General features: G+C 44.3%; 8 protein-coding genes. All 8 read right to left on the bottom strand.

Annotated features, from left to right (window positions below; translation table 11 throughout):
- Positions 1–143: 143 nt before the first annotated feature.
- Genes RMB03_RS10480 through RMB03_RS10445 form a run of 8 tightly spaced genes read right to left on the bottom strand, consistent with a single transcriptional unit; the run spans position 144 to position 15,677 of the window.
- The gene (locus RMB03_RS10480; RefSeq protein WP_311075920.1) at positions 144–905 is read right to left on the bottom strand and encodes a 4'-phosphopantetheinyl transferase superfamily protein; all 762 of its coding nucleotides are present in this window, start codon (positions 903–905) and stop codon (positions 144–146) included.
- Complete coding sequence (locus tag RMB03_RS10475; protein ID WP_311075918.1) at positions 905–2,758, bottom strand: alpha/beta fold hydrolase; 1,854 nt, start codon at positions 2,756–2,758, stop codon at positions 905–907. The genes RMB03_RS10480 and RMB03_RS10475 overlap by 1 nt, the downstream gene beginning before the upstream one ends.
- 53 nt (positions 2,759–2,811) lie before the next feature.
- Complete coding sequence (locus tag RMB03_RS10470) at positions 2,812–4,086, bottom strand: porin (protein WP_311075915.1); 1,275 nt, start codon at positions 4,084–4,086, stop codon at positions 2,812–2,814.
- On the bottom strand, positions 4,083–7,724 hold the full coding sequence (locus tag RMB03_RS10465; protein WP_311075913.1) for an outer membrane lipoprotein-sorting protein: 3,642 nt from the start codon (positions 7,722–7,724) through the stop codon (positions 4,083–4,085). The genes RMB03_RS10470 and RMB03_RS10465 overlap by 4 nt, the downstream gene beginning before the upstream one ends.
- Positions 7,725–7,748: 24 nt before the next feature.
- Positions 7,749–11,708, bottom strand: a complete 3,960-nt coding sequence (locus tag RMB03_RS10460; RefSeq protein ID WP_311075912.1) for an amino acid adenylation domain-containing protein — start codon at positions 11,706–11,708, stop codon at positions 7,749–7,751.
- The gene (locus RMB03_RS10455; RefSeq protein ID WP_056483985.1) at positions 11,705–11,965 is read right to left on the bottom strand and encodes an acyl carrier protein; all 261 of its coding nucleotides are present in this window, start codon (positions 11,963–11,965) and stop codon (positions 11,705–11,707) included. The genes RMB03_RS10460 and RMB03_RS10455 overlap by 4 nt, the downstream gene beginning before the upstream one ends.
- Positions 11,962–13,737, bottom strand: coding sequence for an acyl-CoA dehydrogenase (locus tag RMB03_RS10450; RefSeq protein ID WP_311075926.1), 1,776 nt, complete (start codon positions 13,735–13,737; stop codon positions 11,962–11,964). The genes RMB03_RS10455 and RMB03_RS10450 overlap by 4 nt, the downstream gene beginning before the upstream one ends.
- A gap of 50 nt (positions 13,738–13,787) precedes the next feature.
- Entirely contained in the window at positions 13,788–15,677 is a 1,890-nt protein-coding gene (locus tag RMB03_RS10445) for a fatty acyl-AMP ligase (protein WP_311075908.1), read from the bottom strand.
- Positions 15,678–16,028 lie beyond the last annotated feature (351 nt).

The following is a 16,028-nucleotide window of genomic DNA, read 5'->3' as shown; positions in this document are numbered from 1 at the left end:
ATAACCTTGCCAAGGTTGGGGTCGCGAGTTCGAGTCTCGTTTCCCGCTCCAAATTTAAAAAGCCCTAGTCGAAAGACTGGGGCTTTTTTCTTTTGATTTCTTTATATCTATACTTTTAAAATCATCTATTGGAGTGATTTAATCTAGTTATATTTGCAAAGTGTTGGGGTTATCCGATGCATAGATATGAATGGTAATAATTGAAAACAATCCAAATTAAAGCATTCTATATTGTGGCTCTGCTGTAAGCATATGGAAAAGATGAAGTTAGAATCATAGATATAGCTTTCAAAATAATACTCTTCTGTTTTTTGAGCATTATTGGTTGAGTCGAGAAACTGTATACGTTCGGACAACACATGAAAGTTGAGCATTTTTAAATGACGGCTCATTCCTTCGCCAGTACATTTGATATAAGCCTCTTTTAAAGTCCATATTTGAAAAAACCGCGGATATACACTGAATGGATCAATCAGTTCATTCTCTTTAATCCATTCAATTTCACTTGGTGCTAACACACTATCAACACGCGTCCAATCGAACTCACGATCTACTCGTTCAATATCGACTCCTATTTCCCCTTCTTCAGTCACAGCAAGGATAATAACGTCTGCTGAGTGAGTAAGATTAAAATACACAGCCTTGCTGCCTTGTACAAAAGGCTTGCCGTTAGGATGTAATTGGAGGTTGACCTCATAGGGTGCGATACCTAGTTTATCTGCCAACACAGACTTCACTAACACACGAGAGATCAAGAAAAGACGAGCCGCTTTAGGGTGATATTGATCATATCTCAGCTTCTCTGCCGAACTAAGAAAGCCGAGATAATGAGTCAATACCAAATGGTCTTGTGGTACCCGTGAAACTGGGCAGACATAAACCTGTACTTGGGCATTATCAGGCATTAGGAAGCTGTAGTGCTGATGTATTTCGTCAGAACTGGCGCGAGGTAGTCATATACCGCATCTATATGTGTGACGTGTGGATTATGACCTGCATCAGCTATGATATGTACAGGGATATCAGGATTTATTGTAGTAACCATCGGGTCTTTATCTCCCACAACGATTTCAACTTTGGATCGAAGCTCATCCAGCAAAGCTGTTTGAGTTGCACGCTGCTGCGGCAAACTAATGCGATGCATATACTCACTAATATGCTTGGCTACCGACACTCTCCGTAATGAATCCATCGCATAACCAACCGCCGGATTCTGTTGCCCATCTGGATGCAAGTCTTTAGCAATCACATCTTTTGGCACAAAACGGAAAATCAGATTTGATATGGCTTGTATCTGAAGCATTTTAGCGGCCTGCGCCTGAACAAAATAAGGCGATATGAGGATAAGGCGTGCAACTTTATCTGGATATTTCTTTGCAAGATTCAATGCAAAGAGACACCCTAGCGAGTGTGCAATAACAACACTATTTGGCGCTAAAACCTTTGCAGCAGTGTCGATAAACTGACGGTTATTATCCTCCACCACCTCATAACTGCCTGAATGCCCAAGTCCCGGCAAGTCCATCATAGCCACCTGATCATATGTAATTTTATTGATGATTGGAGACCAGCATGCACTATCGAATGGAATCCCATGTAAAAATAGTGCAGATGATTTTTCTGATTTAACTGGCTGTTTAGTATAAATTTCTGTCCAATATCGACTCTGATAGCCAAAACCACTAGGTGTAGGTACTTGCATGCGACCAAAACGTGTAAGAACCAAGCGATCAATCCAGCGAGAAAAATAAGGACTGATATTGATCAGGTCCACAATGCCCATCTTCGCTGCCATCGCTTCTGCCCCAGCAACATGATAGTGCTCGGTAGAAATGAAAGAGAGTTGCTCTTTAGAACCATCAAGTAATACCTCAGGTAATTTCTCCAATAGAACTTTGGGTACCTGTAAATGTGGTGAGCTGACTCCCAAGTGCTCGGCAGCTAGATGAACTAGGCTATGAAATTTCGGTGTCGCAGGATCAAGCAACATATACTCCTGAGCAATGGTCTCAGGATAAGACATCGTTCGGATCAGAAAGCTCACGATATACTGCATATTGCACAGCGGCAGGAATGTGTCACGCCCACCTGGCAATGCCAGCAAGCGGCCCTGATATAGCTTATCAATCATGTCAGCGACACCTATATACTGCATATCGCCATATGTATAGAAACCATCAATGACTGTCGCTGGATTTATTGCAGTCCATGGCACATTTAAACGCTTACAGGCCTCAATGAAAGCTTGGTAACCCAAAATTTTCGAAGCCTCATAGCCACCATGTTTGCAATACAACTGATCAGCCGATTCTTGCGGTGGAGCAGCCACACGATATCCGCCAATCCAGATGAATCGCTCAAGCTGCTTCAATGTTGCAGCCCATTCAATCAAAGCGAGTCCTGATTTAATATTGGTACGCTCTGCTTCAGCTTTGCTAATGCCCCAATTAAATGATGCAGCAAGATGATAGACAACATGAATCTTTGCCTGAGCATCCGCTAGCAGAGAGTCCAGCTTAAAGTCACGGCTTAAATCATATTCGACAAACGAAATAGAGGGATCAACTAACCCTTGTGTTGCAATGAAACCTAACAGCTTATCTTTCTTGGTTGCAGCATTACGCAGCGCAGCAATCACCTGATGACCTTCGCGTAAAAGTTCAACGATCAGTCTGCTGCCAATAAAACCTGCTGCACCTGTTACTAATATGGTCTTCCGTGAAAAATTATCTTTTTTTGCGTTATTTAAATTATCCATAAATCACCTTATTAGGGACTGGGCACTCCAGCATTGTTTTGGAGCGAATTATCTTAAAAAATATATCGAATCTGGGCATACACCAGACTGTTATCTCTAAATTGTCCTAACACCGTATCATTTTTACCCCAGAAGCGATCTCCACCTGCATTCAACTGCCAGTGATCATCGAGGTTGTAATTAATACGTACTCTCAACAATTCATTAGGCTCTGGTGCAAAATAGAATCCAGTTACTTCCAGCTTTAGATTATCGTTCAGCAAGTTAAGTGCATAGCGCAGCATAGCTCCATACTGATCCTGCTCATATTGGTCACTGATTGTTTGCTGATAACGGTAAACTTCTCTCAATAATGGATTTGTTAGACTGTCGGCAGATCTAAAGTCCTCCGTATGTTTGTACACGCCTACTAAACTCAGCGTGGAGTTCTTTAATGACAATTCCGGTCCCATGACCACAGTTAAATTATTTTTCTTATGTGAAAGATCTTCGCTGCCATCCGAGTCTGTCTTTGTATACGCAGCTTCACCTCGCCACACGAGATCGTTATGGTTATAACTGAAATCAAAGCCATAGACGGACATCGGATTATTTTTCAGTTGCAATGTTGCCCCTCCTGTTGGAGACGCTGAAAGAACTGACAGATCGGGCATATGATCCAAACCTGAGAAATACGATGCCCCAACATCCAGACCATCTACGGAATAATCCCAGCGCATTGCAAACGCAGGACGACTCTTACGGTCTATGTCATACTGAACACCAGAAATCTGACGTAATGGAATCACATCTGAACGACTACGCGGATACCACAGTGCGGTCCATTTATTGGTTCCAGATTCAGGAATATACGTCAATTTGAGAGCATCATTTCCAAGACGTTGATCTGTCTCATCTGGCACTAGACGCGTATAGTCACGGGGCGATAAGTTATCCGTTGGATTAATCCCGTCAGCTCTCCCCCAGACTACAATTTGGCGACCAACGTCGAGATAAAACGTCTGATCCCAGTTATAAGATGCGTACAACTCACGTAAGTTGCGATTCACCTTACTTACCTGATCTGGGTTTACAGTATGGTCCGTTTCGTCTCCAATATTTATGTCGTAATGGATCTTAAACTCAGGGTTAAACTTGAGCGTACCATTGGACCAGAAACTTGCTTGCCCAATGTTTTTTAACGAGCTTAGATCACGATCCGATGACCACACATCTAATCTGGCTGAGTTCTGGCTCACAAAACTAATTTCGCTGTCATCTGCATAAGCATGCTGCAGTAGCATAAAGCTACTGCAGCATGCAAATACCCAATAGGCACCTTGCGTCATTTTTCAAGGCTCTGCGGTGAGAAAATCTTATCAGATAAGGTTTTTTCTGCGACAAAATCACTGACGATAACTTGTGTCATATGCTGAGTTTGCAGATTCTTTGCCATAGATTTCATGGCCTGCCATCTTGGTTTCACTTTGCCGTAAGGACGGATATCCGTGAACTCAATATGTTTTAACGGCTTACCTGCTGTATCCCAAATGTCGATGGTTGCTGTAACAAAGTTGTCTTTGAGTATGCACATGCGACGTTTGCTATAACCAAAGTCACTCTTCACCGTATTATTAATTGGCGTTGCTTCAATCATGTAGCAATCTTTGCCATTAAATTTGCCATCTGCCAGTTTCGTATACTTCCAGTCACTTAACTTATAGCCAAGTACATCACCATAACTAAAGTCCGTACCAATAAAAGCATCGCCCTTATTCGCTGATGCCAAACGACGTACTTTTTTCAATGCAGGCAAATAGACAAACATGCTATCACTGCCTTTTGCATTCTCAATCAACAGCGTCGTGGTTCCTTGTACATCTGCAGGCGAGATGAATTCGGTCAAACGCATATTGTTCTGAGTATTCCCAGCAAGCTTAGTCATGTTTTTAGTCAGACGCACACGTTGCTCGCCACTTTTAGACGTCAGCACAAATTTGGCACTAGCACTTGAGCTCAGGAACTTAGAAGCATCATCACTACGATTAACAATGTCTTGAACTTCATCTGCATAAGATGTTTTAGGCATTGACATGGTGAGTGCAGTACCTAACAAGAGACCTGTCACAACAGTTTGTGCAACAGTAATGTTCTTCTTATTTGAGGGAAAGATAAAACGAGGTTTCAACATTAGAATCATTGTAGGTACCATAATTAAGGTTGCAAATACACTGAAAAGCATCGCAATCACAATAAACATCGCTAGCCATTGATGCACATGGAAGCCTTGTGACAAGGACAGCACACCGTAACCACCAGCAACCGCAGTCGCGACAAAAAGCGAAGCCTTACCAGCAGTACTTAAAGTTTTACGAATAGCATATTTGATATCGCCCCCTTCTTCGCGCAAGATTTCACGCAAGCGATAGAGGAAGTAAATGGCATAATCTGCACCAATACCGACAGCCATGGCCGAGATGAGGGAGTTCGGAATATTGAGCGGAATGTCGAGCCAGCCCATCACACCAAAGATCGCAAGAATCGAGAATAGAAGTGGTGTCAGGACAATCAATCCCGCAGAGAGCGAACGGAAAACTAGCGCTGAGATAAAGAATACGGCAAATGAAATCTGTAGAATGTTCATAAGCTTGCCGTGAACCATTGTTTCAGTCAAAGCAATGGTCTGAGTCACATCACCACCAAAGCTTACAACAGCCTTATCGCCCAATTGACCCGCCATATACGTTTTTAGCGACTCAAGAATTTCTTTGATGCGGTGATTACTACCTGTTTTTAACAGAATCGTGATCTTGGCATAGCGCTGAGTCGTATCAATATAAGATTCAAAATCAGTCGGCTCACCAGACATTGTGTACAACAGCAAATACTGAGCAACAACATCTTTGGTTGCTGGAACCTGAAATGCCTGTGGCTGATCGGCATTCATTGCCTGATTCATTCTCTTGATATAGTCCACGATAGAGATGGTTTTACCGACCTCTGGAATTGAATTCGCGAACTTTTCTGTATTATCAATCGCTTTTAGGATTTCTGGATTTTCAATACCATCACGAACCTTTGTATCGACCATGATGTAGAGACTGTTTGTACCGCCAAGAGACTGATTCAAAAATCTGTCGTCTTGCTGCATTGGTAGGTCACGCGAGAAGAAGTTACGGCTATCGTTATCTACCACAATACGGCTTGTGCCAATAGCAAGAAAGACGCCCAGTACTGCAATCACCGTCATTAGCATCATTCGCGGACGAACTGACAAAATGACATCGCCAATGCGTTTTGGAATCCAGTCCCAGATCGGTAAACCTTTGCGTGCGACCTTGGTAACCGAAGGCGGTGGTAGCATCGAGCGAAGTACAGGAATAAAAGTCATCTCAATAATCAGCGTACTGATAATCCCGATTCCTGTAAAAATACCGAATGAACGGATGGTCGGAATATTAAAGGTCAACAGCGAGAAGAATCCAGCCGCTGCAATTCCGCCAGCCAATATCATAACCGGACCAACACGAACCATAGACTGCACCACGGCTTCGCTATTCGCAGCTTTAGGTTCCATACCTTGGGCAGTCAGTCGATCAAAGTCTTCATAGTATCGCTTGAGCAACTGCACGGCGTGCCCTGCCGCAATGGCCAGAATCAGAATAGGTGTAGGAGAGTTAAAGATATCCATTGGCTGTTTGAACAGCCCCATTATACCCATACCCCATGCCACAGCCAGTAAAGCTGTAACGAGTGGAAGGATCAAACCCTGCTTACTGCGGAATGCTTCGAAGTGCAATAACCCAATGACCAGTATGGCAATCGGGAACAAGATATTGATCCGTTTAGAGTAATCTTCGGCTTTATCCAAATAAACAGGATTGCCGCCGACACTGATGGTCATATCCTTAGACTGTTCAGCCGCTACGATTTTGTTGATTGGGCCCATCATCTTTTGGAAGCCCTCTGGACTTTCCTCAAGCTCAAGCAAAATAGCAGCAGTTTTCTGATCTTTAGATACGACTGAATTCATGTAGATTGGATTCAGTGCCAGCAGTTTTTTCAGCTGATCGACATCACTTTCAGTTACAGAACTGTTCGGCAGTAGTTTCTTGGCATCAAATCCATCCGAATTGGCCGTGATCCCTTTGGCCTGACGTGCAGCCAGACTCATCAGAGTAGATCGAACCACACCCGGTGCATTATCCACTTCTTCGGTAATACGTTTGACTTTTTCTAACACTTGCGGCTGATAAATATCACCCTGCTTCGGTGTAATACCAATCACGACCATGTACTTGGAGCCGAATTTCTTTTCTATCAGCTTGGTCGAGGTGATATAAGGATGTCCTTTGGGCGCAAGCGCATCTGGATCAATAATAATTTTTACGCCAGATGCGAGATACGCCAGTGCAACCGTCAAGAGCATCACCACCGTCAGTACAATACGGCGATGTTTGAGAATCCAACGCGCATATTGTTCCATCACCTGATGAGTCTTACGGCGTGGTTTATTGGTCTCGTGCGTCTGCTTACCAACCGACTCATAGGCTTCGCCCTTCTGAGCCAATGCTTCAAGATTAGCAACGTCTTTCTTGAACTGGGCAAGAACCATCTTTTTTAGCAGCGCTGGGGGCAATACACCAAAAAAGCTACCTGGCTCTGCCTCAAATACCCACTCAATCCATGTACCTTCTGGATGTGGTTTGAAGCGGTAAGTACCTGTGTAATGGAAAGGTCCTTCCACTACTTTAAACGCATACAATTCATTCGGTACTAGATGGGTGATTTCACCTTTAAAGGACATCTCACGTCCAATAAAGCTAAAACCGATTTCGTACTTGCTGCCCACACGCGGAGTATTGTCTAGCAGTTCAGAATGCTTACACGACAATTGCCAGCCTGCATCATTGGCCGGGTTTGCAAGATAGTTGAAAACCTTGTCAATCTCGGCCGGTATGAGGAAAGCATGTTCTATGGTCACCATTGTGGTTCTACCTTCTTGTATTTCTTATGCGGGAATTGGATACATCTGATCAATTGTCTGGGCAACAGCCACGACATTCTCAGCGTACATAATTGATGAATGGTCACCAGGCAGATCCACCTGTGTAAATGTGTCTTTGACCAGTTGGTCCCAGCCTAGACTTTCGCCAAAATCTTCCAGCTCATCTTTAGCCTTAACCAAGAGGATCGGAAAATCTTCAGGCTCTGGGAAATAAGTCTGGAGTGCGATGCCATTCGCCAAATAGGTATCAAAGTAAAGTCGGAAATCTGATGGATCTGCATCTAGAGGTAGAACATTGATGGCCTTGGCTTCTTTAAGCACATGATCAAACATGTGATCTGGACTCAATTCACGCAAGTATTGCGCTGGGATCGTCAACTTCTTACCATAAGGTGCAGCCAGATCACGGGCAAACCAAGACAAAAGCATTGCATCGTCGGCATCTTCAGGCACATTCTCTGTAATTGGAGCTCGGGTATCGATCATGACAATCCCTGTGACCTGCTGCCCCATTTGACGCAACTGATGACTGATCTCGTATGCAATCGCACCGCCAAAGCACCAGCCACCAAGGAAATAAGGTCCCTCAGGCTGTGTCTTTTGCATTTCAGCAATATAGAGCGTCGCCATATCTTCGATTGCCACTTCTGCAGCATCTGCTTCAATCAGTCCAGGAGACTGAATAGCGCGCAAGGTACGATTCGGATTGAGATGACGCGAAAGTTCCATATAACAGAAGGTACTGCCACCAATTGGATGGAAGAGCCACAGCGGTTGCTCGTAAGTTCCACGGCGCAGTTCAATTACGATGGAAGGCTTAATTTCTTTATTTTCACGAATGATCTCGCCCAGACTCGCCACAGTGGAATATTGGGCCAGCAAAGCAACTGATAGTTCGGTACCAAATGCTTTTTTGAGGTGATTAACAAGCTTCACAGCCAGTAACGAATGTCCACCCAAGTCAAAGAAGTCATCATGTATACCAACCCGTTTAACCGACAAAATCTGCTCAAAGGTAGTACAGAGTTCAATTTCAATCGGATCACGTGGCGCAACATAATCATTGCTTTGCTCAAACACAGGCTCAGGAAACGCTTTACGATCTAGCTTATTGTTAGCCGTCATTGGAAACTGGTCCAATGTAATAAACGTATTTGGCACCATGTAAGCTGGTAGATGGATTTGCATCGTCTTTTTCAAACTAGCAATGTCAATCTCATGTCCGGTTAAATAGGCCACCAGTTTCTGATCATTGCTGGTAGTCGTCTTAACCAACACAACTGCGTCTGTGATACCGTCGATCTGTTTGAGAACATTCTCGATTTCGCCTAGTTCAATACGGAATCCACGAATCTTGACTTGGAAATCTAGACGTCCATGATGAGTCAGATGTCCATCCGTACGCAGACAGACTTTATCTCCGGTGCGATAGAGTCGACCAGCATTTGGTAGAGATGGCAAAGTTCTAAATTGCGCATCTGTCAGTTCAGGTCGATGCCAGTAATCAACTGCCAGACCATCACCTCCAATCCAAAGCTCTCCCATAACGCCTGGCGGGACTAAACGCTGCTGTTCATCAAGGACATAAAGCTGGGTGTTCGCCAGTGGTTCGCCTAAATCAATAAATTTTGCATCAGTGATACGAGCCGCACTTGACCATACCGTAGTTTCAGTCGGGCCATAAACATTCCAGAGACAGCCAACTTTACCCAGCAGTTTTTCTGCCAGAATAGTATCTAGCGCTTCGCCGCCACAGAGTGCAGTCAACCCTACATTGCCGCTCCACTCACTGTCTAAGAGCATTTTCCAAGAAGCAGGTGTTGCCTGCAAGACATTGATAGATTTAGCATTTAGATAATCTACCAATTGATTGCCGTCTTGTGATACCTCTCGTGGGCAAACATGTACTACACCGCCGTACATCAGTGGAATCAGTAACTCAAGAATTGAAATATCAAATGCATAAGTGGTGATTGCTAACAACTGAGTCTCAGTCGTTACTTGCAATCTATCATTCATAGATAGCAAGAAATTGATGATTGAAGGATGCCCAATACGCACACCTTTAGGCTTACCTGTCGAGCCAGAGGTGTACATCACATAAGCGGTTTCACCAAAGGCCAGCGTCTCGCGCACTTGCTCAAGGGGCACAACGCCAGCTTGATTGATATCTAAACGCGGCACAGAAACGTTAAGAGCATCCATCAACTCGGTTTGAGTTAAGATGACTTTAGGTTCAGCATCTTCGATGATGTTGTGCAAACGTTCACTTGGGAAATTAGGATCTAGCGGTACATAAGCTGCTCCTGCCACCCAGATCCCGAGGATTGCTGCTGGCAATAAAGCTGTGCGATCTAACATCAGACCTACACGATCACCACGGGTAACGCCATGCGCACACAAATATTCAGCAATACCAGCGATATGTTGACCTAACTCACGATAGCTAACCGCATGATCCTTCGAGGTCAAAGCATGATGATCACCCCGCTCATCGATCTGCTTTAAAAGCATTCCTAATAGATCATGTTGAGGATAATCAGTAGTCTGTCCACGTAGTGCATCGAACTGGATACCATCCTTATAATCAGGTGCGATATCTAACTCAACGATCTTACGCTCAGGATGAGCCACCATTTCTGATAGTATAGCTTGCAGCAGTTGCACCATATTATCGGCAGATTGTGCAGAAAATAGCTCGGAGTTGTATTTCAGTACGCCAACGAGTTCGCCTTGATACTCACCGCCCATTTCCAGCGTAAGATCCAATTGACCTTCTTGCTGGCGAACTGGAAAACTTCCTAACGTCAGCTCTTGGCCGACCAAAATCGCTGGAGTCTGGATTGGCAAAAGTAGTTCTTTAAACTCATCCATGCCGCCTAGACGTTCCCAGAACATTCCCACCTGTGCCAATGGATTAATACTGCCATCACGCTTTGGTGAAACAGCCTCAACCACTCTAGAAAAGGCAACTTTTTGATGCTTGAGACTTTGTCTTAATTGTTCCTGCACTTGCTGTGTAAATTGACGTAAAGTCTGATCAGCATCGATGTCCATGTGAATAGCAATCGTATTGACAAACTGTCCCAGTGCATTGCGCAGAGAACGTTCAAGTCGACCAGCTACTGGTGTGGCAATAACAAGATTATTTTCATTCGATAGCTTGTGTAGCAGGATATAAAAGCCAGATAGTACGAGTCCAAACAGCGTGATCTCATAATCTTTCGCCAAGTTCACAAGACCAGACGACACTGACTCAGGCACACGGAAAACCAGTGAGCTGCCTTTATGTTGCTGCACAGCCGGACGAGGATAATCAAGCGGAATGCTATGCACGTGTGGTGCATGTTGTAACGCATTTTTCCAGAAAAGTAGACTCTCATCAGCATCGTCAATCGCAGTACTCTGCTGCTTATCTGCATACTGTGCAAACTCGATTCCGTTCACTACGTCTGACTCTGTAACTAGTCCAAAACGTTTGCAGACATCACGCAATAAGAGACCAATCGACCAGAAATCCATTAAGGCATGATGAATCACAACCGCAATCACATAGTGATTTTGACCGCGCTCATAGCAATGAATACGCCATAGCGGTGGCTGGGTCAAATCAAAGGGCTGCTTCGTATCCTGCTCGACTAATTGCGTCAAATCAGATGCATCGACATGGCGGGCATCCGACACGATAATATTAGGATAGATACGATCCCAGATAAGTTGCTCAATACCCTGATCATTGGCAGGCATGCTTACACGCAGCAGCGGATAATCATGCATTACCGCCTCTAGAATCTCCATCGGCTTGTTGCCCAACGGTTGGTTGACCTTCACATCAAAGGCCACCACCATATTGTAGGCACTGCAAGTTGACTCAAGCCGCTGGATATACCAGATGCCGAGCTGTTCTGCAGAAATCGCATGGCGCGATAGAATTGCAGGTTCCAGTCGTACAAGGTTGTTCACGAAGCAACTCCCTGCTCCAACTGAGAAACGATATATTCAGCCAACGCATTAATGGTTGGGTAATCCCATAGTAGTGTCGGCTCAAGTTCCAGTTGTGTTAGATCCTCTAGATCCCCAGACACCGACAAAGCGACGATAGAATCAAGACCGTAACTGGTAAATTTTTGCTGTGGATCAAGAGTCTGGGGCTCTACACGCATTTCTTTGGCTACTAGCGTACGAATGATTTCGCTCCAGTAAGCTTTATCTTTGTTCATGGGGTAATATCCTCTTTAACCGGTTTGGCATCACGCGGTGCCAGTGCAAAATCGATGACAGATAACATATGGTTGTTTGAAATTCGGTCTAGCAGATCTGCCAATGTGTTTTCACGTAGTGATGTCATTGGAGGGGACGTCTGCCCTTCAGCAGCATTTAGGAAAATGATCAGCCATGCACCATCCTGCAAAGCAGGTCTTAAGCCATGACGGTTAAAGACCCAAAAACCCAGCACAGCAATGCGAGCAAACAGCTCGGCATAGTCGCGGGCCAAGCTGAAACGTAATGTTTCAAACTCTTTGGCCGCCTCTGAACTTGAGAAATAATCTTGGATTTTTTGATCTAGCGTACGCTGCTCGATAAGAAGCTGATCAGCGCGCTCACGTAGCATGAACAGGGTCTCAGCAGTCAATCCCACTGTAACGTCAGCATCATTGAGCATCTCGATGATCGTTCCCAGTGACTCCATCACCAAGTCACCATCTCGGTTGAAAATCTCAAGCTCGCGGAAATCAATAGCGTCGGTTTCCACCTGCAAGTCATACAACTGGCGATAGCGTGCTTTAGCTTCGGCTTGGTCGAGATGGTCGGCTTTTTTGCTACGTCCTTTATTGGCAGATTTGAGTTGAAAACTTAAGCTGTCTAGACAGACGGTGCTACTGCCGTCAAATACACTAACGATCAGATGATCTCTGAAAGCTTTCTGGTACATTCCATCAGCATATGCATTTCTTAAGAAAAAACGCGACCCAAGCACTGAGGAAGTAATTTTGGCCAGTGACTCTACATACTCAGGTACCAGTACCTTGATGATAGGTGACCATGTGCTGAACTGATTGATACAGACATGTAACCCGCGCGCACCAACGAGTGATAACACCTCAGCTGCTAATAGATAGGCATAAGCTGTAGCAAGTTGCTCACGCACCAACGGAATGCTTATTACTTTTTTGTTATACAACTCGCGTTCGATAGCAAACTCGGTCGCGATGCGTAGCATCGTATCACCCGCACCTAGAGAGAAGCTGCTGCAATATGCACGCGTCACCTGTAGCGTCTTGAGTCCAAGCTCCAATCCCTGACCTTCTTCACCGATCAGGGCATCTTTGTGAATTTCAGCATTATTAAAGCCAATACCGCTAATATCTAGCCCACGCATACCCACCGTTGGCAAGCGGTTCAGGCTATAGGTTCCTTTAGAAGCCATGTGACGCTTATCAAGCCAAAATGCACTCAGACTACGCGGTCCACGATCATCTGATGTTTTAGCAATTAGACTTAAAGAGTCACCTAGAGTCGCACGATTGATTGACCATTTTTCGCCATTTAAGACGTACTTACTCTCGGCAGCTTGTGCAGTTACTTCACTAGATAATAGATCGGCCCCATGCGCTTTCTCGCTATAAGCAAGCGCTGGTGCTGCACCACTCAAAATCCGACTAGCGATGTTTTGGCATTGATTAGGATTACCGCCGATCCATACGATCACAGACCAAGCATTAGTGCTATAGGTCGAATTGATTGTTAGATCACGTCGTGCCAGCACGCGATGCAGATATAGCAACTCTTCACCAATTTCCATGCGACCTCCAAGCTCTGAAGGTACATAAAAACGGTTCATGCCCACAGCATTCAGAAAGTCAACAGCACGCTGAGGGTACTGCTCCTTCTCATCACGCTCGATGGCCGCGGACCAAGAAAAATCATTATTAGTATCATGTACGGAGCCTAAAATTTGCTCCAGACGAGCAGCAGATTGAAACTGCCGCAAATTGGACGTAAGTGACATGAGTTTTTGCTCAAATGATTAAAGGGTAAGGATTAAAACAAAGCACTTTTCAGTCGATTAAAAATGAGCGCGCGCACTTCTCGTTCCTTGATCATTGAATTGAGTAGATTGGAGCTATAACGAATCAGTTGCCCCCGCTGCTCACGATCACGGATGACTTCTAAGCCATTCTTGACATAGTTTCGGGCCATCACCGTTCTACGGTTTGGATGGGTTAAACAGATCAGTTGACCGCGCTCGATCTGCTCTTTAATTTTTCTTCTTCTAATTTTGCCGCTGGTGGTCTTGTTTATCCGACCTTGATGCAGTAAATAGACACCTTCTACAGGCAAGCCGATATCAGCCGCCACTTGCTCTTTAACCTGAGTTCTGATGGTTTCAAAATTAAGGGTCTTGTCTATCGACTTCTTCTTGATCTCCAGTACAACCGTAACACCGTCAGAATTACCGAAATTCACTGCAGCGACACAGCCCTTACGGACAGCAGGATGCGCTACTTCGACGGAGCACTCGATATCTTGCGGGTAATAGTTTTTGCCACGGATGATAATCACATCCTTGAGGCGACCAGTCACATACAAGTCTCCGTTTTTGATAAAGCCCATATCACCAGTTCTTAAGTAATGCACTTGACTAGGCTTACCTGCTTTATCGAGGATGGTTGCAGCAAAGGTTTCCTGATTGACCTCCGGCTTCTGCCAGTAACCCGCAGTGACACTCTCGCCTGCTAGCCAGATTTCACCGACTTCATCAGCCCCCACCTCTTTGCGGGTATGCGGATTGACAATACGGCAATCAATGTGTGCTGAGATCTTGCCACAGCTCACCACTTGCACAGCTGTCTGATCTTGGCTGGTCTGCACTAAGTTGGCATTCAACTTTTCACGGTCTATCGAGATAGCATTGAGAGGACCAGTTACACCACTGACTAAGAGCGTAACTTCTGCCAAGCCATAGCACGGCAAGAAAGTATCTAGTCTCAATTTCGACTGAGTATTGAACTTCTCCATGAAACGCTGCATGACGTTGGCCTTGATCGGCTCGGCACCGTTAAACAGCACACGCACACGGCTCAGATCAAGCGATGCAGCCTCATCATTCGAGATGCGGTGTAGGCACAATTCATAGGCAAAGTTTGGCCCACCACTAATCGTGACCCCTTTCTCGCTGATGAATTGCAGCCATTTAAGAGGTTTACGGATAAAATCCAGCGGTGACATCACATAGCAAGTCAGACCTACATACACGGTCTGTAAAACCGAGCCGATCAATCCCATATCGTGATAGACAGGTAGCCATGTAAGACCGATATCATCGGCTTGTGTGCCAAAAGCTTCAGCAATCATGACTTCATTTGCCATGATATTTTTATGGGTGACGATCACACCTTTAGGCCAACCTGTTGATCCTGAAGTGTATTGTAGGAAGCAAATATCTTCTTCAGAAATCAGAAGAAAATCTTTTTCCACCAAGTCACGTTGCAATTCGGCATCAACGGCATGCAATATTAAATTTTCATTTTGAGCTTTTAATGTGATCAGCCCTGATAGCTCAAGAATCTTCTGAGTTGTGAGTACGATCTTTGGCTCACAGTCATTCATAATATTCAAAATATTAGAAAAACCGTTGCGGTTAAAAGGCAAGCTGACAGGTACTGCGATAATTTTAGCTTTCAGACAAGCAAAGAACGATACGATAAAGTCCAGTCCAGGCTCGAACAGCAATACGGCACGATCGCCACTGTCTACAAGGTTCATTAATATTTGAGCTTGATATTGAACCCGCTCGTTCAGATCTGCATACGTCAGAGATTGAATACCACCAGATTGGCGTCCCAAATATTCAAAAGCAATCCTGCCTCCATTTAAATTTGCGTGGGATTCCAAAGTTGCAATGATATTATCCGTACCCATTACAGCCATAACTTACTCCAATTATTTATAATTCACCCTTAAAACTCGCTAATTCAGAAATTACATGTCTAGCTGGGGCTTTTAATAAAAAATGAATATACTTTTTTTGTTTAAAATATAAATTCACATTATATTTTATGTGCGAGTGTTTTTTATTACACCTGTAAGGGTTTACAGGTTGGCCTGTATTTATTGAAAATGAAGACACTAGATCTCTTTCATAAATTATTTTTATTCAGTCAATTTTGTGAAATCTGGAAATTAAAACTCAAATTCAATCTTTTGCATCTATTTCGATAATATTTAACAAGGTTTTTAGCCTGCCAACTTACACCCAGTTCGTATTCTTATTTTGTTGCT

Source organism: Acinetobacter sp. V91_7, assembly GCF_031799075.1.
Taxonomy (GTDB): Bacteria; Pseudomonadota; Gammaproteobacteria; order Pseudomonadales; family Moraxellaceae; genus Acinetobacter; species Acinetobacter calcoaceticus.
The sequence above is the reverse complement of the archived record's forward strand: the minus strand, read 5'-3'. Positions and strand labels throughout refer to the sequence as shown.

Bases quoted from the DNA above. Each gene is read 5' to 3' on its own strand.
- RMB03_RS10480 (WP_311075920.1), bottom strand. From the start codon at position 905: ATGCCTGATAATGCCCAAGTACAGGTTTATGTCTGCCCAGTTTCACGG.
- RMB03_RS10475 (WP_311075918.1), bottom strand. From the start codon at position 2,758: ATGGATAATTTAAATAACGCAAAAAAAGATAATTTTTCACGGAAGACC.
- RMB03_RS10470 (WP_311075915.1), bottom strand. From the start codon at position 4,086: ATGACGCAAGGTGCCTATTGGGTATTTGCATGCTGCAGTAGCTTTATG.
- RMB03_RS10465 (WP_311075913.1), bottom strand. From the start codon at position 7,724: ATGGTGACCATAGAACATGCTTTCCTCATACCGGCCGAGATTGACAAG.
- RMB03_RS10455 (WP_056483985.1), bottom strand. From the start codon at position 11,965: ATGAACAAAGATAAAGCTTACTGGAGCGAAATCATTCGTACGCTAGTA.
- RMB03_RS10445 (WP_311075908.1), bottom strand. From the start codon at position 15,677: ATGGCTGTAATGGGTACGGATAATATCATTGCAACTTTGGAATCCCAC.